This is a genomic window from Streptomyces sp. JH14 (assembly GCF_029428675.1).
Lineage (GTDB): Bacteria > Actinomycetota > Actinomycetes > Streptomycetales > Streptomycetaceae > Streptomyces.
Genome location: NZ_JAJNEL010000001.1, coordinates 2,944,806 through 2,962,953, shown reverse-complemented (window position 1 = coordinate 2,962,953; position 18,148 = coordinate 2,944,806). Strand labels below are relative to the sequence as shown.

Genomic DNA, 18,148 nt, shown 5'->3' with positions numbered 1-18,148 from the left:
CGTGAGTTCGAATCGGTGGTGTCGCGTTTGTTCAAGACACGGGCCGCCGCTGGGCGGACGGTCGCAGCATGAAGAAAATCAGTGAACTGCTGGCTGTGGCCGCCGATCGTGCTGCTCCCGTCGTACGCGGGATCGATGACAGCCGGCTGGGCGACCCCACACCGTGCACGGAGTACGACGTGCGGGCCCTGGTCGACCATCTCTTCCAGGTGATCGTCAACTTCCAGGCCCTGGCGGCCCGGGAGGAGCCGGACTTCGGCGCGAGGCCGACCGCGGTGACTGCGGACTGGCGGAGCCGCTTCGACGAGGAGACGGCCAAGCTGGTGGCGGCGTGGGGTGCGCCGGGCGCGGACGAGGGGACCGCGGGTTCCATGGGGTTTCCCGCCCGGACCGTCGCGCGGATGGTGCTGGGCGATCTGACCGTGCATGCGTGGGACCTGGCACGGGCCACCGGGCAGGAATTCGTCCCGGACGAGGCCGTGGTGAGCGAACTCGGCCCCGGGCTCGCCGAGATGGCGCCGAACGCGCGCAAGGCGAAGGTGTTCGGTGAGCCCTTCCCCGTAGCGGACAGTGCTAGCCCCTTCGAGCGGATGCTGGCTGTGACCGGCCGTGACCCGGACTGGCAACCGCCCCGGGCGTGAACCCCGGGGCGCCTGGCACGCTGGTGGCCCCCATGCCCGGAACGGTGGTTTCCGAGACGCCGTAGAACCCCTTCAGCGTCGCGTACGCCCCGTCGACGATCTCCTCGGCGGCCGCGACCGTCTCGCGATCGGCGAGGCGTGCCGCCTGATGGGTGTACAGGGACGGCGGCGCCGGGATCCGGCGCCGCCACCAGGTCTCGCACCCTGCGTGGATACCGGCGGCGAGGACCAGCACGGGGACGGACAGGGCCAGCAGAGTGTCGCCCATGAGCAGACCTCCTCGACGTCGATGCCTTGCACACCGACTGACTCCACCGGCTGCGTGACCTGCGTCGGCCGCCCCGGCGGTATCGGCTGTACGGGGGGTGCATCGGCAGAGTCGGCAGGTCGGCTGAAGATCTTTCTTCGGCCAATGAATGGCCGAATGCCGTCGTGGGCTGTCCTACGCGTCCAAGGCCCACAGATGCAGGACGTCCCCGGCCCCGGACACCGTGTACCAGGTGCCGTCGCCGAGGGCCGTGGGCGTGCCGGAGACCGGGAACGGGTACGCGACCTGCCCGAGCGGACGCATTCCCGCCGTCTCCAGCAGCCAGTGGCGGACCGGCCCGCACTCCTCCTCCGCGTCCGTGCTGGAGATGGCCGTGTCCTTGTCCACGAATCCGCACTCGTAGTCCCACATCACCTCGTCGGCGTCGAAGTCGTCCGGGTCCGCTTCGGGGTGACGGGGAACGGCGTCCCCGGCCTCCAGCTCGGCCACCACCGCACCGTCCGCGACCCGGTGCAGCGCCAGCGAATCGAGATCGTGAGCCACCGTCAGGAAGTGCTCGCCCGTGGGACTCACCGAGGTCAGGATCCGCTCCTCCTCGCCGAAGTGCTCCACGGACAGCTCCACCCCGTCCCACCGTCCCCACAGCAGCGGCGCCCCGTCCTGGCCCTCCCCGACGCTCAACCCCATCTGTGCCGGATCGGGATGCGGTACGTGCTCCGAGCCCGCCGCCACGGTCTGCGCGTCCGCCCGCCCCAGCACCCGCCCGTCGGCCGCATCGATGACCAGCCACTCGTCGAGCGCCTCGGGGTCCGGGGCCGCCGCGGCCACGGGGCCGCGGACATGGGCCCACACGAGCGACCCGTCCGCCGAGAACACCACCGAGCCGCTGTCGGCGTACAGATGCGCCCTGCTGTCCGCGTACTCCTCGAACGACTCGTGCAGGACGCGACAGCCCCCGTCCCAGCAACCGTGCCGCACCTCCCAGAGCACTGCGCCCGCCGGATCCACCGCGCGCACCGTGTGCACCCCTGCGAAGACCGCGAGATCCCCGTCCGGCGCCACCGTGAACGTACCGAAACGACGCGGCCAGGGAGCGGGAAAACGGGTCTGCGGGGCGGACCGGGCGTCCAGATCGACGGCGACCGCCTCGAAGTCGCCGCGCTGTATCAGCAGCCGGCGATCCGGCCACCGCAGGACGGACGGCGCGTACGCGGCGTCGCGTTCGCGGGCCAGGGGCGCAGTGAGCGTGGCGACAAGACGAGCGGATACGGCGCTGGTGGTCATGGGTCCCCTCCCGAACGTGCAGCGTGCACGAGAACAGGGGAGAACCGTAGAGCCCCGGGGTGACAGCCTTGCCACGGGGTGGTGCCGGGACCCGCTCGGGGTCGGTTCGGGGCTGCCTCAGGGCCACACCAGGCAGTAGGCCTGGTGCCCCGCGTCATGCAGCCGGTGCGAGAAGTCCTGCCACTCGTGCAGCAGCTGGTAGACGTTGAACGCGTCGCGCGGGCCGCCGCGGTCCGGGACCGTGGACCAGATGAACGCCGCGGCGCCGACCGACTCCTCGCTGACGTCGCGCAGCGGGTCGACGACCGTCATCGGGAGCTTGACCACCGCGTAGTCGGGGTGCAGGACGACCAGTTCCAATGGGGGGACCTTGTGCAGGGGTATGCCCTGGATGCCGGTGAGGACCATGGCCGCTACGGTCTCAGGTTTGATCTTGGTGAACATGCCGCCCATGCCCAGCTCGTCGCCGCCGAGTTCCTCGGGGCGCATCGAAATGGGCACGCGTGCGGCAGTGGCCCCGTCCGGGGCCCCGAAATATTTGTAGGTCACCCCCACCCGGCCACCACTCCCGCTTCCGGCCCGGGCACTGTCGGCCCGTATGCCCTGCTTACGCTCAGCCTCACGCCGGTGCCGACCGCGCCGGGCAGGCTCGGGCCCCAGGTCGTCGGTCCCTTCGCCCACTTCGCCACCGCGATGCATATCTCATCCACCCGACTACTACTTAGGAGACACAGCCCCCGCCGCGCAACCCGATCATCGTGTCAGTGACCTCCCCCACGGGCGTGGTGTGAAACACCTGTCCGCAAGACCGCCGGTGGCTCTGACACCATGGCTTGTGTGAGCTTTCCCTATGACGCCCCAGTTTCGCAGACGCTTTTCGACCGCGCTTCCCTCGTGACGCCCGGCGGCGTGAACTCTCCTGTCCGTGCCTTCCGGGCCGTGGGCGGTACGCCCCGCTTTATGGTGTCCGGTACCGGTCCGTATCTCACCGATGCCGACGGCCGTGAGTATGTCGACCTCGTGTGTTCGTGGGGGCCGATGATTCTCGGCCACTCCCACCCCGAGGTCATCGCTGCAGTCCAGGAGGCTGTCGCCCGCGGCACCTCGTTCGGTACGCCCGGTGAGGGCGAGGTCGCGCTCGCCGAGGAGATCGTGGCCCGGATCGAGCCGGTGGAGCAGGTACGGCTGGTGTCGTCCGGCACCGAGGCGACCATGTCCGCGATCCGGCTGGCCCGCGGTTTCACCGGCCGGGCGAAGGTCGTGAAGTTCGCCGGCTGCTACCACGGGCACGTCGATGCGCTGCTCGCCGCCGCCGGGTCCGGGGTCGCGACCTTCGGCCTCCCGGACACCCCGGGGGTCACGGGTGCGCAGGCGGGCGACACGATCGTGCTGCCCTACAACGACCTGGAGGCCGTGCGGACCGCGTTCGCCGCGCACCCCGGTGAGATCGCCTGTGTGATCACCGAGGCGTCGCCCGGCAACATGGGCGTCGTTCCGCCGCTCGACGGCTTCAACGCCGGGCTGAAGGAGATCTGCGCCGCCGACGGTGCGCTGTACATCTCCGACGAGGTCATGACCGGTTTCCGTACCTCGAAGGCCGGCTGGTTCGGTGTCGACGGGGTGCGGCCCGACCTGATGACCTTCGGCAAGGTCATGGGTGGCGGCTTCCCGGCCGCGGCCTTCGGCGGGCGCGCCGATGTGATGGCGCACCTCGCCCCGGTCGGCCCGGTCTACCAGGCGGGCACGCTCTCCGGTAACCCGGTCGCCACCGCCGCCGGTCTCGCCCAGCTGCGGCTGCTCGACGACGCGGCGTACGCGAAGGTCGACGCGGTCTCCGCGGAGATCCGGTCCCTGGTGGGCGAGGCGTTCACCAAGGAGGGCGTCGCGCACACCGTGTCCTCGGCCAGCAACATGTTCTCCGTGTTCTTCACGGATCAGCCGGTGCGGAACTACGAGGACGCGAAGAAGCAGGAGGCGTTCCGCTTCACCGCCTTCTTCCACTCGATGCTGGCGCAGGGCGTCTACCTGCCGCCGTCCGCGTTCGAGTCCTGGTTCGTCTCCACCGCCCATGACGCGCAGGCCGTCGAGCGGATCGCCGCCGCCCTGCCCGCCGCCGCCCGCGCCGCATCGGAGGCCACCGCGTGAGCGCCGCCGCCAAGGACATCACCGTTGTTCATCTGATGCGTCACGGGGAGGTGCACAACCCCGACGGCGTGCTCTACGGGCGCCGCCCCGGCTACCACCTGTCCGAGCTCGGCCGGCAGATGGCCGACCGGGTCGCCGAGCACCTGGAGAGCCGTGACATCACCCATGTCGTCGCCTCCCCGCTGGAGCGCGCCCAGGAGACGGCGACGCCGATCGCCAAGTCGCACGGTCTCGACCTGGCCAGCGACGAGAGGCTGATCGAGGCCGCCAATGTCTTCGAGGGCAAGACCTTCGGGGTCGGTGACGGGGCGCTGCGCAAGCCTGACAACTGGAAGCACCTCACCAATCCGTTCCGCCCGTCCTGGGGCGAGCCGTACATCGAGCAGGTCGTACGGATGATGGGCGCGCTCGACGCCGCGCGTGACGCGGCGCGTGGGCACGAGGCGGTCTGTGTCAGCCATCAGCTGCCGATCTGGATCGTGCGGAGCTTCGTCGAACGGCGTCGTCTGTGGCACGACCCGCGCAAGCGGCAGTGCACGCTCGCCTCGCTGACCAGCTTCACGTATCAGGGCGACAAGATCGTCTCCGTCGGCTACAGCGAGCCGGCCCGTGATCTGGTGCCGGCGCATCTGCTGGCCGGTGCCAAGCCGGTGAAGGGGAAGTCCAAGGCGTTCGGAGCCTAGGGCCCGAAAGGCCCTGGATCCTTTTCTCGCCGATTCCGCCGCGGGCCCCGCCGATTCGTCGGCCGGGGCCCGCGGTGTGTTCGGCCGGCGGCGGCTCCGGGCACACAGAAGTTGGCGGTCGGCGGAACCCCTGCGTCGTTTCGCCCATCTAAGCCTTCGCCAGTTTGTATGCAGTTGGGCCGGAACGACCGCAGATGGGGACGCCATGCGCGACATCAGCCGAAGGAGTCTGCTCGGAGCCGGACTGGGAGCCGCGGCTGCCGTCGGGATGGCGGGCTGCGGTTCTCCGCCCTCTCCCGAAGGAAGCCGGTCGGTTCCCGTCCCGGCCGAGACGGCGGACGGCAAGGACGAGGGGGACGGCGCCGGAGGTGAGGACGTCCGCGAGATCGGGGACGGTTCCACCGCGGACACCGGGGAGCAGCCGAACCAGCCTTCCGCGCCGGTTCCACTGGAGCCCGGCGAGACCCCGCCGCAGTTCGTGATCTTTTCCTGGGACGGGGCGGGCGAGGTCGGTACCGGTCTCTTCCCGCGTTTTCTCGATCTCGCCAAGGAGTACGACGCGGCGATGACCTTCTTCCTCTCCGGGATCTACCTGCTGCCCGAGTCGAAGAAATCCCTGTACCGGCCGCCGAACAACCGCACAGGTGCCTCCGACATCGGCTATCTCACCGATGCCCACATCAAGGAGACGCTGGGCCACATACGCACGGCCTGGCTCGACGGCCATGAGATAGGCACGCACTTCAACGGGCATTTCTGCGCCGGTTCCGGGTCGGTCGCCCACTGGACGCCCGCCCAGTGGGAGAACGAAATCGAGCAGGCGATCTCCTTCGTCACCGAATGGCGCACCAACACCGGCTGGACCGATCTCGAACCACTGCCGTTCGACTACCGCAAGGAACTCGTCGGAGCGCGCACGCCCTGTCTGCTCGGCCAGGACAATCTGCTGCCCGCCGCGCGCAAACTGGGCTGGCGCTACGACGCGAGTTCGCCCGGCGGCACCCAGATCTGGCCGGAGAAGCGCCAGGGCCTGTGGGATCTTCCGCTCCAGGGCATACCGTTCCCCGGGCACACCTTCGAAGTGCTGTCGATGGACTACAACATACTTGCCAACCAGTCGGTGAATTCCACCCACGGAATACCGTCGCGCTTTCCGGCCTGGCGCACACAGGCCACCCAGTCGTATCTCGCCGGTTTCGACCGGGCGTACGGAACGAATCGCGCACCCTTCTTCATCGGCAACCACTTCGAGGTGTGGAACGGCGGCATCTACATGGATGCGGTCGAGGAGACCATCAAAAGGATTGCGGAGAAGCCCGGGGTGCGGCTCGTGTCGTTCCGGCAGTTCGTCGACTGGCTCGACGTCCAGGACCCGGCCGTGCTCGCGAAGCTCCGTACGCTGGACGTCGGCCAGTCGCCCGACGGTGGCTGGAACGCCTTCTTTAAACAGGCCTGACAACGGGCTTTACGGGCACCGAGGGGGGTGCGCAAGATCCCCGAAACCGACATGCGAAACTTTTCACATGAGCTTTGGCCGCGCACTCCGACGCCGCTTCACCCTGCTCGCCGCGCCCGCAGCGGCCGCCGCGCTGGCGTTGACCCTGACCGCCTGCGGCGGTGACGGCAACCAGGCCCGTGGTGGCGGCAACTCCCACTTCGTCACCGGCAGTGGCGGGATTTCCACGGTGGCCAGGGCGGACCGTCAGGACGCGCCGAAGCTCGACGGGACGACGCTGGACGGCAAGCCGCTGGACATCGGCGCCTACAAGGGCAAGGTCGTCGTGCTGAACGTGTGGGGCTCGTGGTGCGGCCCCTGCCGTCTCGAGGCCAAGCACTTCGCGAAGGTGTCGAAGGAGACCGCGAGCCAGGGCGTCCAGTTCATCGGGATCAACACCCGGGACGCCGAGAAGGGCCCGGCGGTGAACTTCGAGCAGGACAACGGCATCACCTATCCGAGCTTCTTCGACCCGATCGGCAAGCTCATCCTGCGCTTCCCGAAGGGCACGCTGAACCCGCAGGCCATCCCGTCGACCGTGGTCATCGACCGGGACGGGAAGATCGCGGCCCGCACCCTCGCGGCCCTCGACGACGTCAAGCTCCGCAAGATGATCGACCCGTTGATCGCGGAGAAGTGATCCTGTGCTCACGCTCGCCGCGACCACGGGCATGAACGAGACCGTGTTCAGCGGGGCCCTGCTGGTGGCCCTGCCCATCGCCGTGCTCGGCGGACTCGTCTCGTTCTTCTCGCCGTGCGTGCTGCCGCTGGTGCCCGGCTACCTCTCGTACGTCACCGGGGTCAGCGGGACCGATCTGGCCCAGGCCAGACGCGGGCGGATGGTCGTCGGCGCCTCGCTCTTCGTGCTCGGCTTCTCCGCCGTGTTCGTCTCCGGCGGTGCCCTCTTCGGCTTCTTCGGGGAGCGGCTGCAGGACCACAGCGAGGCGATCTCCAAGATCCTCGGCGTGCTGATGGTCCTGATGGGTCTCTTCTTCATGGGGCTGATGCCCTGGATGACACAGCGCGAATTCCGCATTCACAAGCGGCCGGTGACGGGTCTGGTCGGAGCACCGCTGCTCGGAGTGCTCTTCGGGGTCGGCTGGACGCCGTGCCTCGGCCCGACGCTCACCTCGGTGCAGGTGCTCGCCATCGACCAGGGGACCGCCGGACGCGGGGCCGTCCTGACCCTCGCGTACTGTCTCGGACTCGGCCTGCCGTTCGTGCTCGCCGCAGTCGCCTTCCGCAAGGCGCTCGGTGCCTTCGGATGGGTCAAGCGCCACTACGCATGGGTCATGCGGATCGGTGGCGCAATGATGATCGTGACCGGACTGCTCCTGCTGACCGGTGTGTGGGCCAGCATGATGCAGGAACTGCAGGGCTGGTCCAACGGCTTCACGGTGGGGATCTGAGTTCCATGAGCAACACCAGGACAGACGCGGCCGAAGAGCACGCGAACGAGAGTGAGCGCGAGGGCGAGAGCCCGGGCGAGCGCGAGGGCCGGCAGGAGCGGGAGAACGCGGCCGAGCTCGGCGCGGCCGGCTCGCAGCTGTCCACCGCCCCGCGCGAGGAAGCCCTGGCCACGCTGCCCGCCATGGGCGTCATCGGCTGGGCCCGCTGGTTCTGGCGCCAGCTCACGTCGATGCGGGTCGCGCTGATCCTGCTCTTCCTGCTGTCGCTCGGCGCCATCCCCGGCTCGCTGATCCCGCAGAACAGCGTGGACGAACTGAAGGTGCAGACCTTCAAGGAAGCCCACACCACGGTCACGCCGCTCTACGAGAAGCTCCAGTTCTTCGACGTCTACAGCTCGGTGTGGTTCTCCGCGATCTACATCCTGCTGTTCATCTCCCTCATCGGCTGCATCGTCCCGCGCACCGGCCAGTTCATCGGCCAGCTGGGCAGCCGCCCGCCGGGCGCCCCCAAGCGGCTGACCCGGCTGCCCGCGTACACGACGTGGCGCACCGACGCCGCGCCCGAGGAGGTCCGCGAGGCGGCGCTCGCGATGATGCGCAAGCGGCGCTTCCGGGCGCACGCCGTCGATGACGCGGTCGCCGCCGAGAAGGGGTATCTGCGCGAGGCCGGGAACCTGATGTTCCATGTCGCGCTGATCGTCATGCTCGTGGCCTTCGCCACCGGGCAGCTCTTCAAGTCCGAGGGCGGCAAGCTGATCGTCCAGGGCGACGGCTTCTCCAACACGCTGACCCAGTACGACGACTTCAAGTCCGGATCGCTCTACGACACGGACTCGCTCGTCCCGTTCAGCTTCACCCTCGACAAGTTCATCGGCACGTACGAGCGCAACGGCCCGCAGATCGGCACCCCGCGGAAGTACGAGGCCCACGTCACGTACGCCGAGGGCGCGTACGGCAAGCCGAAGAAGGCCGTCATCAAGGTCAACGAGCCGCTGGTGGTCGACGGCTCCAAGGTCTATCTGATCGGGCACGGGTACGCCCCGGTCGTCTCCGTCAAGGACGGCAGGGGCAAGGAGGTCTACAAGACCGCCGTTCCCCTGCTGCCGATCGACTCCAACGCCACCTCGACCGGCGCGATCAAGGTGATGGACGGCTACCGCGACAAGAACGGCAAGAAGGACCAGCTGGGTTTCCAGGCGTTCTTCGTCCCGACGTTCGCGGGCAACGGCAAGGGGACGATGTTCTCGCAGTTCCCGGCCGCGGACTTCCCGGTGCTCGCCCTCAACGGGTACCACGGCAGCCTCGGCGTCGACTCCGGGCTGCCGCAGAACGTGTACCAGCTGAACACCTCGAAGATGAAGGCGTTCAAGGACGGCAAGGGTGACAAGCTGAAGCAGCGGCTGCTGCCCGGCGAGACGATGAAGCTTCCCGACGGCGCCGGATCGATCACCTTCGAGGGCATCGAGCAGTGGGCCACCTTCCAGATCTCGCAGCAGCCCGCCAGTGGCTGGGCGCTCACCGGCGCCATCGGAGCGATCGCCGGTCTGGCCGGCTCGCTGTTCATCCAGCGGCGCCGGGTCTGGGTCCGGGCCGTGCGGGGAGCGGACGGTGTCACCGTCGTCGAGATGGCGGGACTGGGCCGCAGCGAGTCCGCGAAGCTTCCCGAGGAACTGGCCGATCTCGCGGTCACGCTCCATGACATGGCGCCCACCGCGCCCGACGAGGCATCCGCCGAAGCACATTCCGAAGAACCTGCCGAAGGGGCTGAGAAGTGAATCTCGCCGCCGCAACCAACGAGAATCTGGCACACACCAGCAATGTGCTGATCTATTCGTCGATGGCCGTCTACACCATCGCCTTCTTCGCGCACATCGCGGAATGGGTGTTCGGCAGCCGCAGCAAGGTCGGCCGTACCGCCGCCGCGCTGACCGGGGCCGGGGCCGCCGGCTCCTCCCCGGCGAAGATCCAGGTCCAGGTCGCCCAGCAGGGCGGCGCCACCGCCGTACTGGACCGGCCGAAGATCATCACGCGCTCCGCGGCCGGTTCGCGTGACGTCCCGGACGGGCCCGGCGCCGCCGGTGGCACGTTCAAGGGCGATCTGTGGGGGCGGATCGCGGTCTCGATGACCGTGCTCGCCTTCCTCGTCCAGGCCGCCGGGGTCGTCGCCCGCGCACTGTCGGTGCAGCGCGCCCCGTGGGGCAACATGTACGAGTTCTCGATCACCTTCTCCACGGTGGCCGTCGCCGCGTACCTGATTCTGCTCGCGCTGAAGAAGAACGTCCGCTGGATGGGCCTGCTGCTGGTCACCACCGTCCTGCTGGACCTCGGCATCGCGACCACCGTGCTCTACACGTCCAGCGACCAGCTGGTGCCCGCCCTGCACTCGTACTGGCTGTGGATCCACGTCTCCACCGCCATCATCTGTGGCGCCGTCTTCTACATCGGCGCGGTCGGCACCCTGCTCTACCTGTTCCGTGACAGCTACGAGAACAAGCTCGCGAACGGCACCGAGCCGGGATCGTTCGCCCAGTCCGTGCTCTCCCGGCTGCCCGCCGCGGCGACCCTCGACAAGTTCTCGTACCGCGTCAACGCCGCCGTCTTCCCGCTGTGGACGTTCACGATCATCGCGGGCGCGATCTGGGCGGGCGACGCCTGGGGCCGCTACTGGGGCTGGGACCCCAAGGAGGTCTGGTCCTTCATCACCTGGGTCGCGTACGCCTGCTACCTGCACGCTCGCGCCACCGCGGGCTGGAAGGGGCGCAAGGCCGCCTACCTGGCGCTGATCGCCTTCGGCTGCTGGCTGTTCAACTACTACGGCGTGAACATCTTCGTCACCGGCAAGCACTCCTACGCCGGCGTCTGAGCCACCGCGCCCATCCCCCGTACGGGTGCCTTCATCCGTACGGGTGCGGAACGCGTCCCACCGGGCCACGCTGGAACCATGAGCGACACGTATCCCGTGATCGAACGTGGCGCCGCGGAGACCGACGGCGACAGGCGCATCCTGCGGTTCACGCTCCGGCTGCCCCACCCCGTCGAACGGGTGTGGGCAGCCGTTGCCAGTTCCGAGGGGCTGCGGGGGTGGCTCGCCGCCGCCGAACCGTTCGAGCCGCGCATCGGCGGAAGGATCACGCTGCGCTGGCTCAACACCGACGAGGCGGGGAACGCCACGGTCGCCTCCGGCACCGTCACCGCATGGGACGTCGAGCGGGTCGCCGAATACACCCTCGAGGGGATGCACGGCCGGATCCGCTTCCACTTGGAGCCGCCCCGCGGCGACCATGTGGTGCTCCGCTTCACCAATGAGTTCCGGGGCGACGACGCGTTGCGACTGGACTGCCTGGCGGGCTGGCACCACCACTTCGAATACCTGCTCCAGGCACTGGACGGGCACCCCGCCGACTGGTCCGCGTGGACGTTCACGCGGTGGCAGGAGCTGCGGGACGGGTACGCGGCGGAAGCCCCCGGGCGCGACGGCGACGCCGGCAGGCAGTTCTGATCCGTCGGCGGGCAGCGCATTCCGGGGCGGCGGCGGGCGCCTCCTGAGAGGCGGCGCCGTCAGCCGACCGAGATCGCGTCCAGTTTCGCGCGCAGATACGTGTGCGAATCCACCGGCTCATACGTGACCCGGCCGGTCGGCGCGGGCACCGACTCGACCGTGGTGCGCGGGTCGCACTCGTAGAAGTAGACGAGCGACATCAGTTCCTCGGCCGGCACGTCGGAGGGCGGCGGCAGTACCCGGTGCCGGCCGGAGCGCCAGCGGTCACCCGTCCAGCGCGCCATGAGGTCACCGATGTTGATGGTGAAGGCCTCGGGGTCGTACGGGGCGTCCTCCCAGCCGCCCTCGTCCGTGAAGACCTGCAGTCCGCCCTTCCCGGCCTGCCGGTCGAGCACCGTGACCGTGCCGAAGTCGGTGTGCGGGCCGATCCGGAACTGGCCCGGCTCCGGCTTTCCGACCACCTCCGTACCCGGATACCAGTTGATGTTGAAACCCCAGGTCGGGTGCGTGGTGTGCCGGGTGAAGAAGTCCTCGGGCTCGCCGAGCGCCGTGCCGAGCAGCTCCAGCAGCCGGTCAGACAGGGTCCGCATCTGCGCGAGGTACTCCGTCACCAGGGCTTTCAGCTCGGGCGCCTCGCCGGGCCAGGTGTTGGGCAGGAACCACTCGGCGTCGACCGCCGGATCCCCGGTGGGGTCCTCGGCGGCGAAGGAGAGCGACTCCTTGAGGTCCGGGGGCGTCCGCGTGCCCTCCGCACAGCCGTTGGCCTCGGAGCCGGGGCCGAGCCAGCCGCGGCCGCCGACCCTGACCGCGTACGGCTCCTTCGTGGCGGCGGGCAGCCGGAAGAACGGCCGCGCGGCGTCGCGGATCGCGGTCCGCAGCGCGGGATCCACGCCGTGCCCGGTGACCAGCAGGAAGCCGGCCGTGCGCAGCGCCTCGTCGACGGTGGCCGCGATCGCGCGGCGGGCCCCGCCGTCGCCGGAGAGCCACGGCCGCAGATCGATGGCGGGAATCCTCGGGGTCCTGGGTTCACGCATCGCCGATGTCCTCGTTCCAGACGTCCGGGTGGTCCTGGATGAACGCGCGCATCATGGCGGTGCACTCGGCGTCGTCGAGGAGCACGACCTCGACGCCGTGCCGGGACAGCCAGTCGTGCCCGCCGTGGAAGGTCGCCGCCTCACCGACGACCACCCGGGAGATCCCGAACTGGCGCACCAGACCGCTGCAGTACCAGCAGGGCGACAAGGTGGTCACCATCGTCGTGCCGCGGTACGAGCGCTGCCGGCCGGCAGCACGGAAGGCGGCGGTCTCCGCGTGCATGGACGGGTCGCTGTCCTGGACGCGGCGGTTGTGCCCGCTGCCGAGGAGCGTGCCGTCCGCGCCGTACAGCGCGGCGCCGATCGGAATGCCGCCCTCGGCCAGTCCGGTGCGGGCCTCCGCTACGGCGGTCGCCAGCCACGCCCGGTCGACGTCACGGCCGGTGCCCCCGGCGTCGTCCCTGTCCTTCATGCAGTTCCCCTTCCCGGCCGTGCGGTGTCCTCAAGCGCCGGACAGGCCCGGAAATCGAGCCCGTCCGGCGTCCGGCCGAACGGAAAGCGGCTGTACCCGTGAATCCTGCGCGGTCACGTGGCGGGCGGAGCGGACTCCTCCGGACCGGCCCCGCTCTCGCGGCGCTTGAGCTCCTCCTCGCGGCGGCGCAGATCCGCCTCCCAGTCCTTGAGGAGCGACTCGTCCTTCTTGTTCTCTTCCTTCAGCGCCTTCAGGAACTCCGGATTGTCGTCCGGTGCCACCCACTCGTGGCGGTGGTTGCGGTGCCATTCCGACGGCGTACGGCCTCCGGCGGGCACGTGGCGCATCTTTCCCGCGGCCAGCCAGACGATCGGGCCGACGATCCAGAACAGCAGGATGATGAAGACCCAGGCGATCTTCGGCAGGTGCCTGGCCTCGTCCTCCGGCGTGTTCAGACAGTCGATGAACGCATAGATCGTCAGAGCCAGAGGCAGGAGATAGATCAAGGCCCGGAACATGATGGAAGGGTCCCCCCGCGGAGAGATGGCGGGGCGCTGTCCCGCCCCGGTGACGGGGCCAGGGTAGCCCGTGGCCGATACTGGTCCGCATGGCTTACGACGATCTTCGTTCCCTCCTCCGGGCACTGGAGCGCGAGGGCGAGCTCAAGCGCATCAAGGCCGAGGTCGACCCCTATCTGGAAGTCGGCGAGATCGTCGACCGGGTGAACAAGGCGGGCGGGCCCGCGCTGCTCTTCGAGAACGTCAAGGGGTCGTCGATGCCCCTGGCCATGAACGTGTTCGGGACCGACCGGCGGCTGCTGAAGGCACTCGGGCTGAAGTCGTACGCCGACATCGGCGAGAAGATCGGCGGTCTGCTGAAGCCGGAACTGCCGCACGGCTTCGTCGGGGTGCGCGAGGCCTTCGGGAAGCTCGGGTCGATGGTGCACGTGCCGCCGAAGAAGGTGAAGTCCGAGAGCGCCCCGGTGCAGGAGGTCGTCCTCACCGGCGACGACGTGGACCTGGACCGGCTGCCCGCGCTCTTCACCTGGCCCGAGGACGGCGGCTCCTTCTTCAACCTGGGGCTCACCCACACCAAGCACCCGGAGACCGGGGTACGGAACCTGGGTCTGTACCGGCTCCAGCGCCACGACCGGCGCACCATCGGGATGCACTGGCAGATCCACAAGGACAGCCGCAACCACTACCAGGTCGCCGCCAAGCGCGGGGAGCGGCTGCCCGTCGCGATCGCGTTCGGGGCACCGCCCGCGGTGACGTACGCCTCCACCGCCCCGCTGCCGGGCGACATCGACGAGTACCTCTTCGCCGGGTTCATCCAGGGCAAGCGGATCGAGATGGTCGACTGCAAGACCGTGCCGCTGCAGGTCCCGGCGCACGCGGAGGTCGTCATCGAGGGGTGGCTGGAGCCCGGGAAGATGCTGCCCGAGGGGCCGTTCGGCGACCACACCGGCTTCTACACGCCGCAGGAACCGTTTCCCGCACTGACCATCGACTGCGTGACCATGCGCAAGCGTCCGCTGCTCCAGTCGATCGTGGTGGGCCGGCCGCCCACCGAGGACGGGCCGCTGGGACGGGCCACCGAGCGGTTCTTCCTGCCGCTGCTCAAGATCATCGTGCCGGACATCGTGGACTACCACCTGCCGGAGGCGGGCGGCTTCCACAACTGTGCGATCGTCTCGATCGACAAGAAGTACCCGAAGCACGCCCAGAAGGTGATGAGTGCCATCTGGGGCGCGCACATGATGTCGCTGACCAAGCTGATCGTCGTCGTGGACTCCGACTGCGATGTCCACGATCTGCACGAAGTGGCGTGGCGGGCGCTCGGCAACACCGACTACGCCCGGGACCTCACCGTCACCGAAGGCCCGGTCGATCATCTCGACCATGCCTCCTACCAGCAGTTCTGGGGCGGGAAGGCGGGCATCGACGCGACGAAGAAGTGGCCCGAGGAGGGCTACACGCGGGACGGCGGCTGGCCGAACATGGTCGAGTCCGACCCGGAGACGGCGGCGAAGGTCGACCGCCGGTGGAAGGAGTACGGGCTGTGAGTGCGGCCGAAGCGGCGCTGGGCCCCGGGCCCGCGCATCCGACCAGCAGGGTCAGGGCGTTCCTGCGGCTGGTGATGATCGAGCACTCGGTCTTCGCGTTGCCGTTCGCCTACATCGCCGCGCTGACCGCGATGTTCCAGCTCGACGAGAACATCCATTGGGGGCGGCTGCTGCTCGTCACCGTTGCGATGGTCGGGCTGCGGACGTTCGCGATGGCCGCGAACCGGATCATCGACCGGGAGATCGACGCCCGTAACCCGCGTACCGCCCATCGCGAGCTGGTCACCGGTGCCGTGTCCGTGCGGTCGGCGTGGACGGGGGCGCTCGTCGCCGTCGTCGTCTTTCTCGGTGCCGCCGCCCTGCTGAACCCGCTCTGTCTGGCGCTGGCGCCGATCGCCGTCGTGCCGATGGTCGTCTATCCGTACGGCAAGCGGTTCACCCATTACCCGCACGCGATCCTCGGGATCGCGCAGGCCATGGGACCCATCGGTGCCTGGCTGGCGGTCACCGGCAGCTGGTCGTGGGACGCGGTGATCCTCGGTCTCGCGGTCGGTGTGTGGATCGGCGGTTTCGACCTGATCTTCGCCTGCCAGGACGTCCAGGCGGACCGCGCGCACGGCGTGCTGTCGGTCCCGGCCCGCTTCGGTGTCCCGGCCGCACTGTGGGGCGCCCGGGTCTGCCACGCGGTGACGACCGGGCTGCTGGTCTGGTTCGGGGTAGTGACGGATGCGGGGCTCTTCTACTGGGCCGGCATGGTCGTCGTCGCGGTGGCGTTCGTGTACGAGCACCGCGTGGTGCGGCCGCACGACCTGTCCCGGCTGAACCGGGCGTTCTTCTCCGTCAACGGGTTCATCGGGATCGCGCTCTTCGCGTGCGCCCTGCTGGACCTGCTGGTGCGCGGCCTCACACCGTAGGAGCAGGGGGTGCCGGACGGGCGGTGCGGCGCGGGCGGCGGAACGCGAACGCCGCGCCCACCCCTCCGATCAGCCCGAACAGATGCGCCTGCCAGCTGATCCCGGAGTCGGTCGGCAGGACGCCCCACAGCAGCGATCCGTAGATCGCGGCGATCACGAGCCCCACCACGATGTCGAGCGGCCGGCGGTCGACGAAGCCGCGGACCAGCAGATAGCCGAAGAGGCCGAAGACGACACCGGACGCGCCGAGCGTGACCGTGTACGGCGGCGCGGTCAGCCAGACGCCGAGGCCGCTGACCACGATCACGGTGAGGACGACGGCGGCGAACCGGCGTATCCCGCCGAGGGCGGCGACGAAGCCGAGGATCAGCAGCGGAAGCGTGTTGGAGGCGACATGCCCCCAGCCGCTGTGCAGGAACGCGGCGGGCACGATGTCGACAAGCTCGCCCGGCTCGCGCGGGCTGATGCCGTAGGTGTCGAGCGCCTGGCCGGTCGCCATGTCGATGGATTCGAGCACCCACAGCAGGGCGATCCAGCCCAGCATCAGCGCACCGGCCGTCATCGCCCGTGCGGACGCGCCTGTACGGGTACCGGTCATGGCCGCCCCCCTGTCCGTGGCTGGGCCACCGCCGTATGCGGCCCGTCCTTCATCTGTCGGAACGCCTGGCGCCCCTCACTCGGTTCCGCACGGTCCATGCCGGATAGGCTCGGGTGTGTGGAATCCGGGACTTCAGTGAGTCAGCAGCAACGGCGGCCTTGGATTGTCGGGGTTTCCGGTGCTTCGGGCACCCCATTCGCCGCTGCCGTGCTGCGCGGTCTGCTGGCCGCGGGGGAGAGCGTCGACCTGGTGGTGAGCCGCGCGTCGCGGCTGACGCTGCTGGACGAGACCGGGATCGCCTTCCGCGACGCGCACTGGCAGGAGGACCTGCGCAGCTGGCTGGCGCGCGGCGCGGACGGGAAGCCGCACACCTTCGATGTGGAGATCGACGGGGTACGGCACTGGGCGGCCGGTGATCTCGCGGCCGGGCCGTCGTCGGGGTCGTATCCGGCGAAGGGAATGCTGATCGTGCCGGCCTCGACGGCCTGTGTGGCCGGTGTGGCGCTGGGGCTCTCGAAGGATCTGCTGCAGCGGGCGGCGAGCGTGACGCTCAAGGAGCGGCGGAAGCTGGTCGTCGCGGTGCGCGAGACTCCGCTGAGCGGGCAGACGCTGAAGCAACTGGTGGCCCTGGACGAGGCGGGCGCCGTGGTGCTGCCCGCCTCTCCGGCGTTCTACGCGGGCGCGACGCACATCCAGGATCTGGTGGACTTCGTCGCGGGGCGGGTGCTGGATGCGGCAGGGGTGCCGCATCGGCTGTACCGCCGGTGGGAGGGGGAGCTCGGTGGCTCCCGTCGCTGAGGCCGGGCCGGTGGGGCCGGGGTTCAGCGCTTCTTCGGGACGCGCGGGGTGCGGGTCTTGTCGGCCCGGCGCGCGGCGTCGGGGTGGTGGGCACGCGAGCGGTTGGCCAGGTCCTGCAGCTCGCGCATCCGGGCGTAGGCCATCTCGATCGTGTACACGGTTTCGTCACTCCTGAGGATTCGAAAGAACTTCTTTGAAAATCTGAAAGATCTGCAGGGTGTGGACCCTGCGTGCCTTAGATTCTATACGTAAACTCGCGGTACTGCTGAACAATGGAAGGTTTCAGTCATATGGACGCGGTGGACAGGCAGCTCATCCAGGCCCTCAGGGAGAACGGCAGGGCCTCGTACGCCGAGCTCGGGCGGCTCGTGGGGCTTTCCGGGCCCAGCGTCACCGACCGCATCAACCGGCTGGAAACCGCCGGTGTCATCACCGGGTACCGCGCCACCGTCGACGCCGCCTCCCTCGGGCTCGGGGTCACGGCCCTGATCGGCATCTCGCTCTCCGACGCCGCCGACCACGAGGACGTCGCGCGCCGGCTCAGGGACCTCGCCGAGATCGAGGACTGCTGGTTCATCGCGGGCGACGACTCGTACATGCTCAAGGTGCGCGTCGGTGACGTCGACGGGCTGGAGAAGACCATCCGCCGGCTCAGCGGGACGAAGGGCGTCTCCCGCACCCGCACCACGATCGTGCTCTCCACCAAGTGGGAGAACCGGGTCGGGGAACTTCCCGAGGAGTCGTAGGCGTAACGTGGTGGAGCCTCCGGGTGACCGGGGGTTCCACCCGGTGTTTCCGGGAGAAACGCACGCATCGCACAGCACGTAAGAGACTTCTGGGAGG

At 69.3% G+C, this 18,148-nt stretch carries 21 protein-coding genes; 13 read left to right on the top strand and 8 right to left on the bottom strand.

Going from position 1 to position 18,148, the window contains the following annotated elements; all coding sequences use genetic code 11:
* The first annotated feature begins 68 nt into the window (after nt 1–68).
* Nucleotides 69–641: a TIGR03086 family metal-binding protein gene (locus LRD69_RS13180; RefSeq protein ID WP_277326762.1), complete on the top strand. Its 573-nt coding sequence runs from the start codon at nt 69–71 to the stop codon at nt 639–641.
* Here LRD69_RS13180 and LRD69_RS13175 read toward each other — a convergent pair.
* From LRD69_RS13175 to LRD69_RS13165, 3 genes are all read right to left on the bottom strand, one after another.
* Nucleotides 574–909: a hypothetical protein gene (locus LRD69_RS13175; protein WP_277326761.1), complete on the bottom strand. Its 336-nt coding sequence runs from the start codon at nt 907–909 to the stop codon at nt 574–576. The genes LRD69_RS13180 and LRD69_RS13175 overlap by 68 nt on opposite strands.
* A 174-nt stretch (nt 910–1,083) precedes the next feature.
* Complete coding sequence (locus tag LRD69_RS13170) at nt 1,084–2,193, bottom strand: hypothetical protein (RefSeq protein WP_277326760.1); 1,110 nt, start codon at nt 2,191–2,193, stop codon at nt 1,084–1,086.
* A 117-nt stretch (nt 2,194–2,310) separates the two neighbouring features.
* Nucleotides 2,311–2,892: a hypothetical protein gene (locus tag LRD69_RS13165; RefSeq protein ID WP_277326759.1), complete on the bottom strand. Its 582-nt coding sequence runs from the start codon at nt 2,890–2,892 to the stop codon at nt 2,311–2,313.
* Nucleotides 2,893–3,030: 138 nt separating this feature from the next.
* Between LRD69_RS13165 and hemL the strand changes: the two genes are divergently transcribed.
* The 8 genes from hemL (at nt 3,031) to LRD69_RS13125 (ending at nt 11,424) form a co-directional block, all read left to right on the top strand.
* Nucleotides 3,031–4,338: a glutamate-1-semialdehyde 2,1-aminomutase gene (gene hemL, locus LRD69_RS13160; RefSeq protein ID WP_277326758.1), complete on the top strand. Its 1,308-nt coding sequence runs from the start codon at nt 3,031–3,033 to the stop codon at nt 4,336–4,338.
* Between the two features lie 35 nt (nt 4,339–4,373).
* Entirely contained in the window at nt 4,374–5,021 is a 648-nt protein-coding gene (locus tag LRD69_RS13155) for a histidine phosphatase family protein (RefSeq protein ID WP_277329724.1), read from the top strand.
* A 205-nt stretch (nt 5,022–5,226) separates the two neighbouring features.
* A complete protein-coding gene (locus tag LRD69_RS13150) occupies nt 5,227–6,477 on the top strand; it encodes a hypothetical protein (RefSeq protein ID WP_277326757.1) in 1,251 nt (416 codons plus the stop codon).
* 67 nt (nt 6,478–6,544) lie between these two features.
* The gene (locus tag LRD69_RS13145; RefSeq protein WP_277326756.1) at nt 6,545–7,156 is read left to right on the top strand and encodes a TlpA disulfide reductase family protein; all 612 of its coding nucleotides are present in this window, start codon (nt 6,545–6,547) and stop codon (nt 7,154–7,156) included.
* Nucleotides 7,157–7,160: 4 nt separating this feature from the next.
* Nucleotides 7,161–7,925, top strand: coding sequence for a cytochrome c biogenesis protein CcdA (locus LRD69_RS13140; protein WP_277326755.1), 765 nt, complete (start codon nt 7,161–7,163; stop codon nt 7,923–7,925).
* Nucleotides 7,926–7,930: 5 nt separating this feature from the next.
* The gene (locus LRD69_RS13135) at nt 7,931–9,700 is read left to right on the top strand and encodes a cytochrome c biogenesis protein ResB (protein WP_277326754.1); all 1,770 of its coding nucleotides are present in this window, start codon (nt 7,931–7,933) and stop codon (nt 9,698–9,700) included.
* Nucleotides 9,697–10,788, top strand: a complete 1,092-nt coding sequence (gene ccsB, locus LRD69_RS13130; protein WP_277326753.1) for a c-type cytochrome biogenesis protein CcsB — start codon at nt 9,697–9,699, stop codon at nt 10,786–10,788. The genes LRD69_RS13135 and ccsB overlap by 4 nt, the downstream gene beginning before the upstream one ends.
* Nucleotides 10,789–10,866: 78 nt before the next feature.
* Nucleotides 10,867–11,424, top strand: coding sequence for an SRPBCC domain-containing protein (locus tag LRD69_RS13125; RefSeq protein WP_277326752.1), 558 nt, complete (start codon nt 10,867–10,869; stop codon nt 11,422–11,424).
* A gap of 59 nt (nt 11,425–11,483) precedes the next feature.
* Here LRD69_RS13125 and LRD69_RS13120 read toward each other — a convergent pair whose 3' ends face one another.
* The 3 genes from LRD69_RS13120 to LRD69_RS13110 form a co-directional block, all read right to left on the bottom strand.
* Nucleotides 11,484–12,458: a 2-oxoglutarate and iron-dependent oxygenase domain-containing protein gene (locus tag LRD69_RS13120; RefSeq protein ID WP_277326751.1), complete on the bottom strand. Its 975-nt coding sequence runs from the start codon at nt 12,456–12,458 to the stop codon at nt 11,484–11,486.
* A complete protein-coding gene (locus tag LRD69_RS13115) occupies nt 12,451–12,930 on the bottom strand; it encodes a nucleoside deaminase (RefSeq protein ID WP_277326750.1) in 480 nt (159 codons plus the stop codon). Before LRD69_RS13115 ends, LRD69_RS13120 begins: the two co-directional genes overlap by 8 nt.
* A 113-nt stretch (nt 12,931–13,043) precedes the next feature.
* Nucleotides 13,044–13,448 (bottom strand): PLD nuclease N-terminal domain-containing protein, encoded by a 405-nt coding sequence (locus tag LRD69_RS13110; RefSeq protein ID WP_277326749.1) that lies wholly within the window; start codon nt 13,446–13,448, stop codon nt 13,044–13,046.
* Between the two features lie 89 nt (nt 13,449–13,537).
* Between LRD69_RS13110 and LRD69_RS13105 the strand changes: the two genes are divergently transcribed.
* Entirely contained in the window at nt 13,538–14,995 is a 1,458-nt protein-coding gene (locus LRD69_RS13105; RefSeq protein WP_277326748.1) for a menaquinone biosynthesis decarboxylase, read from the top strand.
* Complete coding sequence (gene mqnP / locus LRD69_RS13100; protein ID WP_277326747.1) at nt 14,992–15,909, top strand: menaquinone biosynthesis prenyltransferase MqnP; 918 nt, start codon at nt 14,992–14,994, stop codon at nt 15,907–15,909. Before LRD69_RS13105 ends, mqnP begins: the two co-directional genes overlap by 4 nt.
* On the opposite strand, the gene LRD69_RS13095 is transcribed toward mqnP, so the two are convergent.
* The gene (locus tag LRD69_RS13095; protein WP_277326746.1) at nt 15,899–16,507 is read right to left on the bottom strand and encodes a rhomboid family intramembrane serine protease; all 609 of its coding nucleotides are present in this window, start codon (nt 16,505–16,507) and stop codon (nt 15,899–15,901) included. The two genes, mqnP and LRD69_RS13095, sit on opposite strands and share 11 nt — an antisense overlap.
* A gap of 135 nt (nt 16,508–16,642) precedes the next feature.
* Between LRD69_RS13095 and LRD69_RS13090 the strand changes: the two genes are divergently transcribed.
* Nucleotides 16,643–17,305, top strand: coding sequence for a UbiX family flavin prenyltransferase (locus LRD69_RS13090; protein ID WP_277326745.1), 663 nt, complete (start codon nt 16,643–16,645; stop codon nt 17,303–17,305).
* A gap of 23 nt (nt 17,306–17,328) precedes the next feature.
* On the opposite strand, the gene LRD69_RS13085 is transcribed toward LRD69_RS13090, so the two are convergent.
* Entirely contained in the window at nt 17,329–17,463 is a 135-nt protein-coding gene (locus LRD69_RS13085; RefSeq protein WP_277326744.1) for a hypothetical protein, read from the bottom strand.
* Between the two features lie 132 nt (nt 17,464–17,595).
* Here LRD69_RS13085 and LRD69_RS13080 point away from each other — a divergent pair, with 132 nt between their 5' ends.
* A complete protein-coding gene (locus tag LRD69_RS13080; protein WP_277326743.1) occupies nt 17,596–18,051 on the top strand; it encodes an Lrp/AsnC family transcriptional regulator in 456 nt (151 codons plus the stop codon).
* Nucleotides 18,052–18,148: the final 97 nt, after the last annotated feature.

Coding starts and splice junctions, on each gene's coding strand:
- LRD69_RS13180 (WP_277326762.1), top strand. CDS start 69: ATGAAGAAAATCAGTGAACTGCTGGCTGTGGCCGCCGATCGTGCTGCT.
- LRD69_RS13175 (WP_277326761.1), bottom strand. CDS start 909: ATGGGCGACACTCTGCTGGCCCTGTCCGTCCCCGTGCTGGTCCTCGCC.
- LRD69_RS13170 (WP_277326760.1), bottom strand. CDS start 2,193: ATGACCACCAGCGCCGTATCCGCTCGTCTTGTCGCCACGCTCACTGCG.
- LRD69_RS13165 (WP_277326759.1), bottom strand. CDS start 2,892: ATGCATCGCGGTGGCGAAGTGGGCGAAGGGACCGACGACCTGGGGCCC.
- LRD69_RS13155 (WP_277329724.1), top strand. CDS start 4,374: ATGCGTCACGGGGAGGTGCACAACCCCGACGGCGTGCTCTACGGGCGC.
- LRD69_RS13150 (WP_277326757.1), top strand. CDS start 5,227: ATGCGCGACATCAGCCGAAGGAGTCTGCTCGGAGCCGGACTGGGAGCC.
- LRD69_RS13145 (WP_277326756.1), top strand. CDS start 6,545: ATGAGCTTTGGCCGCGCACTCCGACGCCGCTTCACCCTGCTCGCCGCG.
- LRD69_RS13135 (WP_277326754.1), top strand. CDS start 7,931: ATGAGCAACACCAGGACAGACGCGGCCGAAGAGCACGCGAACGAGAGT.
- LRD69_RS13125 (WP_277326752.1), top strand. CDS start 10,867: ATGAGCGACACGTATCCCGTGATCGAACGTGGCGCCGCGGAGACCGAC.
- LRD69_RS13120 (WP_277326751.1), bottom strand. CDS start 12,458: ATGCGTGAACCCAGGACCCCGAGGATTCCCGCCATCGATCTGCGGCCG.
- LRD69_RS13115 (WP_277326750.1), bottom strand. CDS start 12,930: ATGAAGGACAGGGACGACGCCGGGGGCACCGGCCGTGACGTCGACCGG.
- LRD69_RS13110 (WP_277326749.1), bottom strand. CDS start 13,448: ATGTTCCGGGCCTTGATCTATCTCCTGCCTCTGGCTCTGACGATCTAT.
- LRD69_RS13105 (WP_277326748.1), top strand. CDS start 13,538: ATGGCTTACGACGATCTTCGTTCCCTCCTCCGGGCACTGGAGCGCGAG.
- LRD69_RS13095 (WP_277326746.1), bottom strand. CDS start 16,507: ATGACCGGTACCCGTACAGGCGCGTCCGCACGGGCGATGACGGCCGGT.
- LRD69_RS13080 (WP_277326743.1), top strand. CDS start 17,596: ATGGACGCGGTGGACAGGCAGCTCATCCAGGCCCTCAGGGAGAACGGC.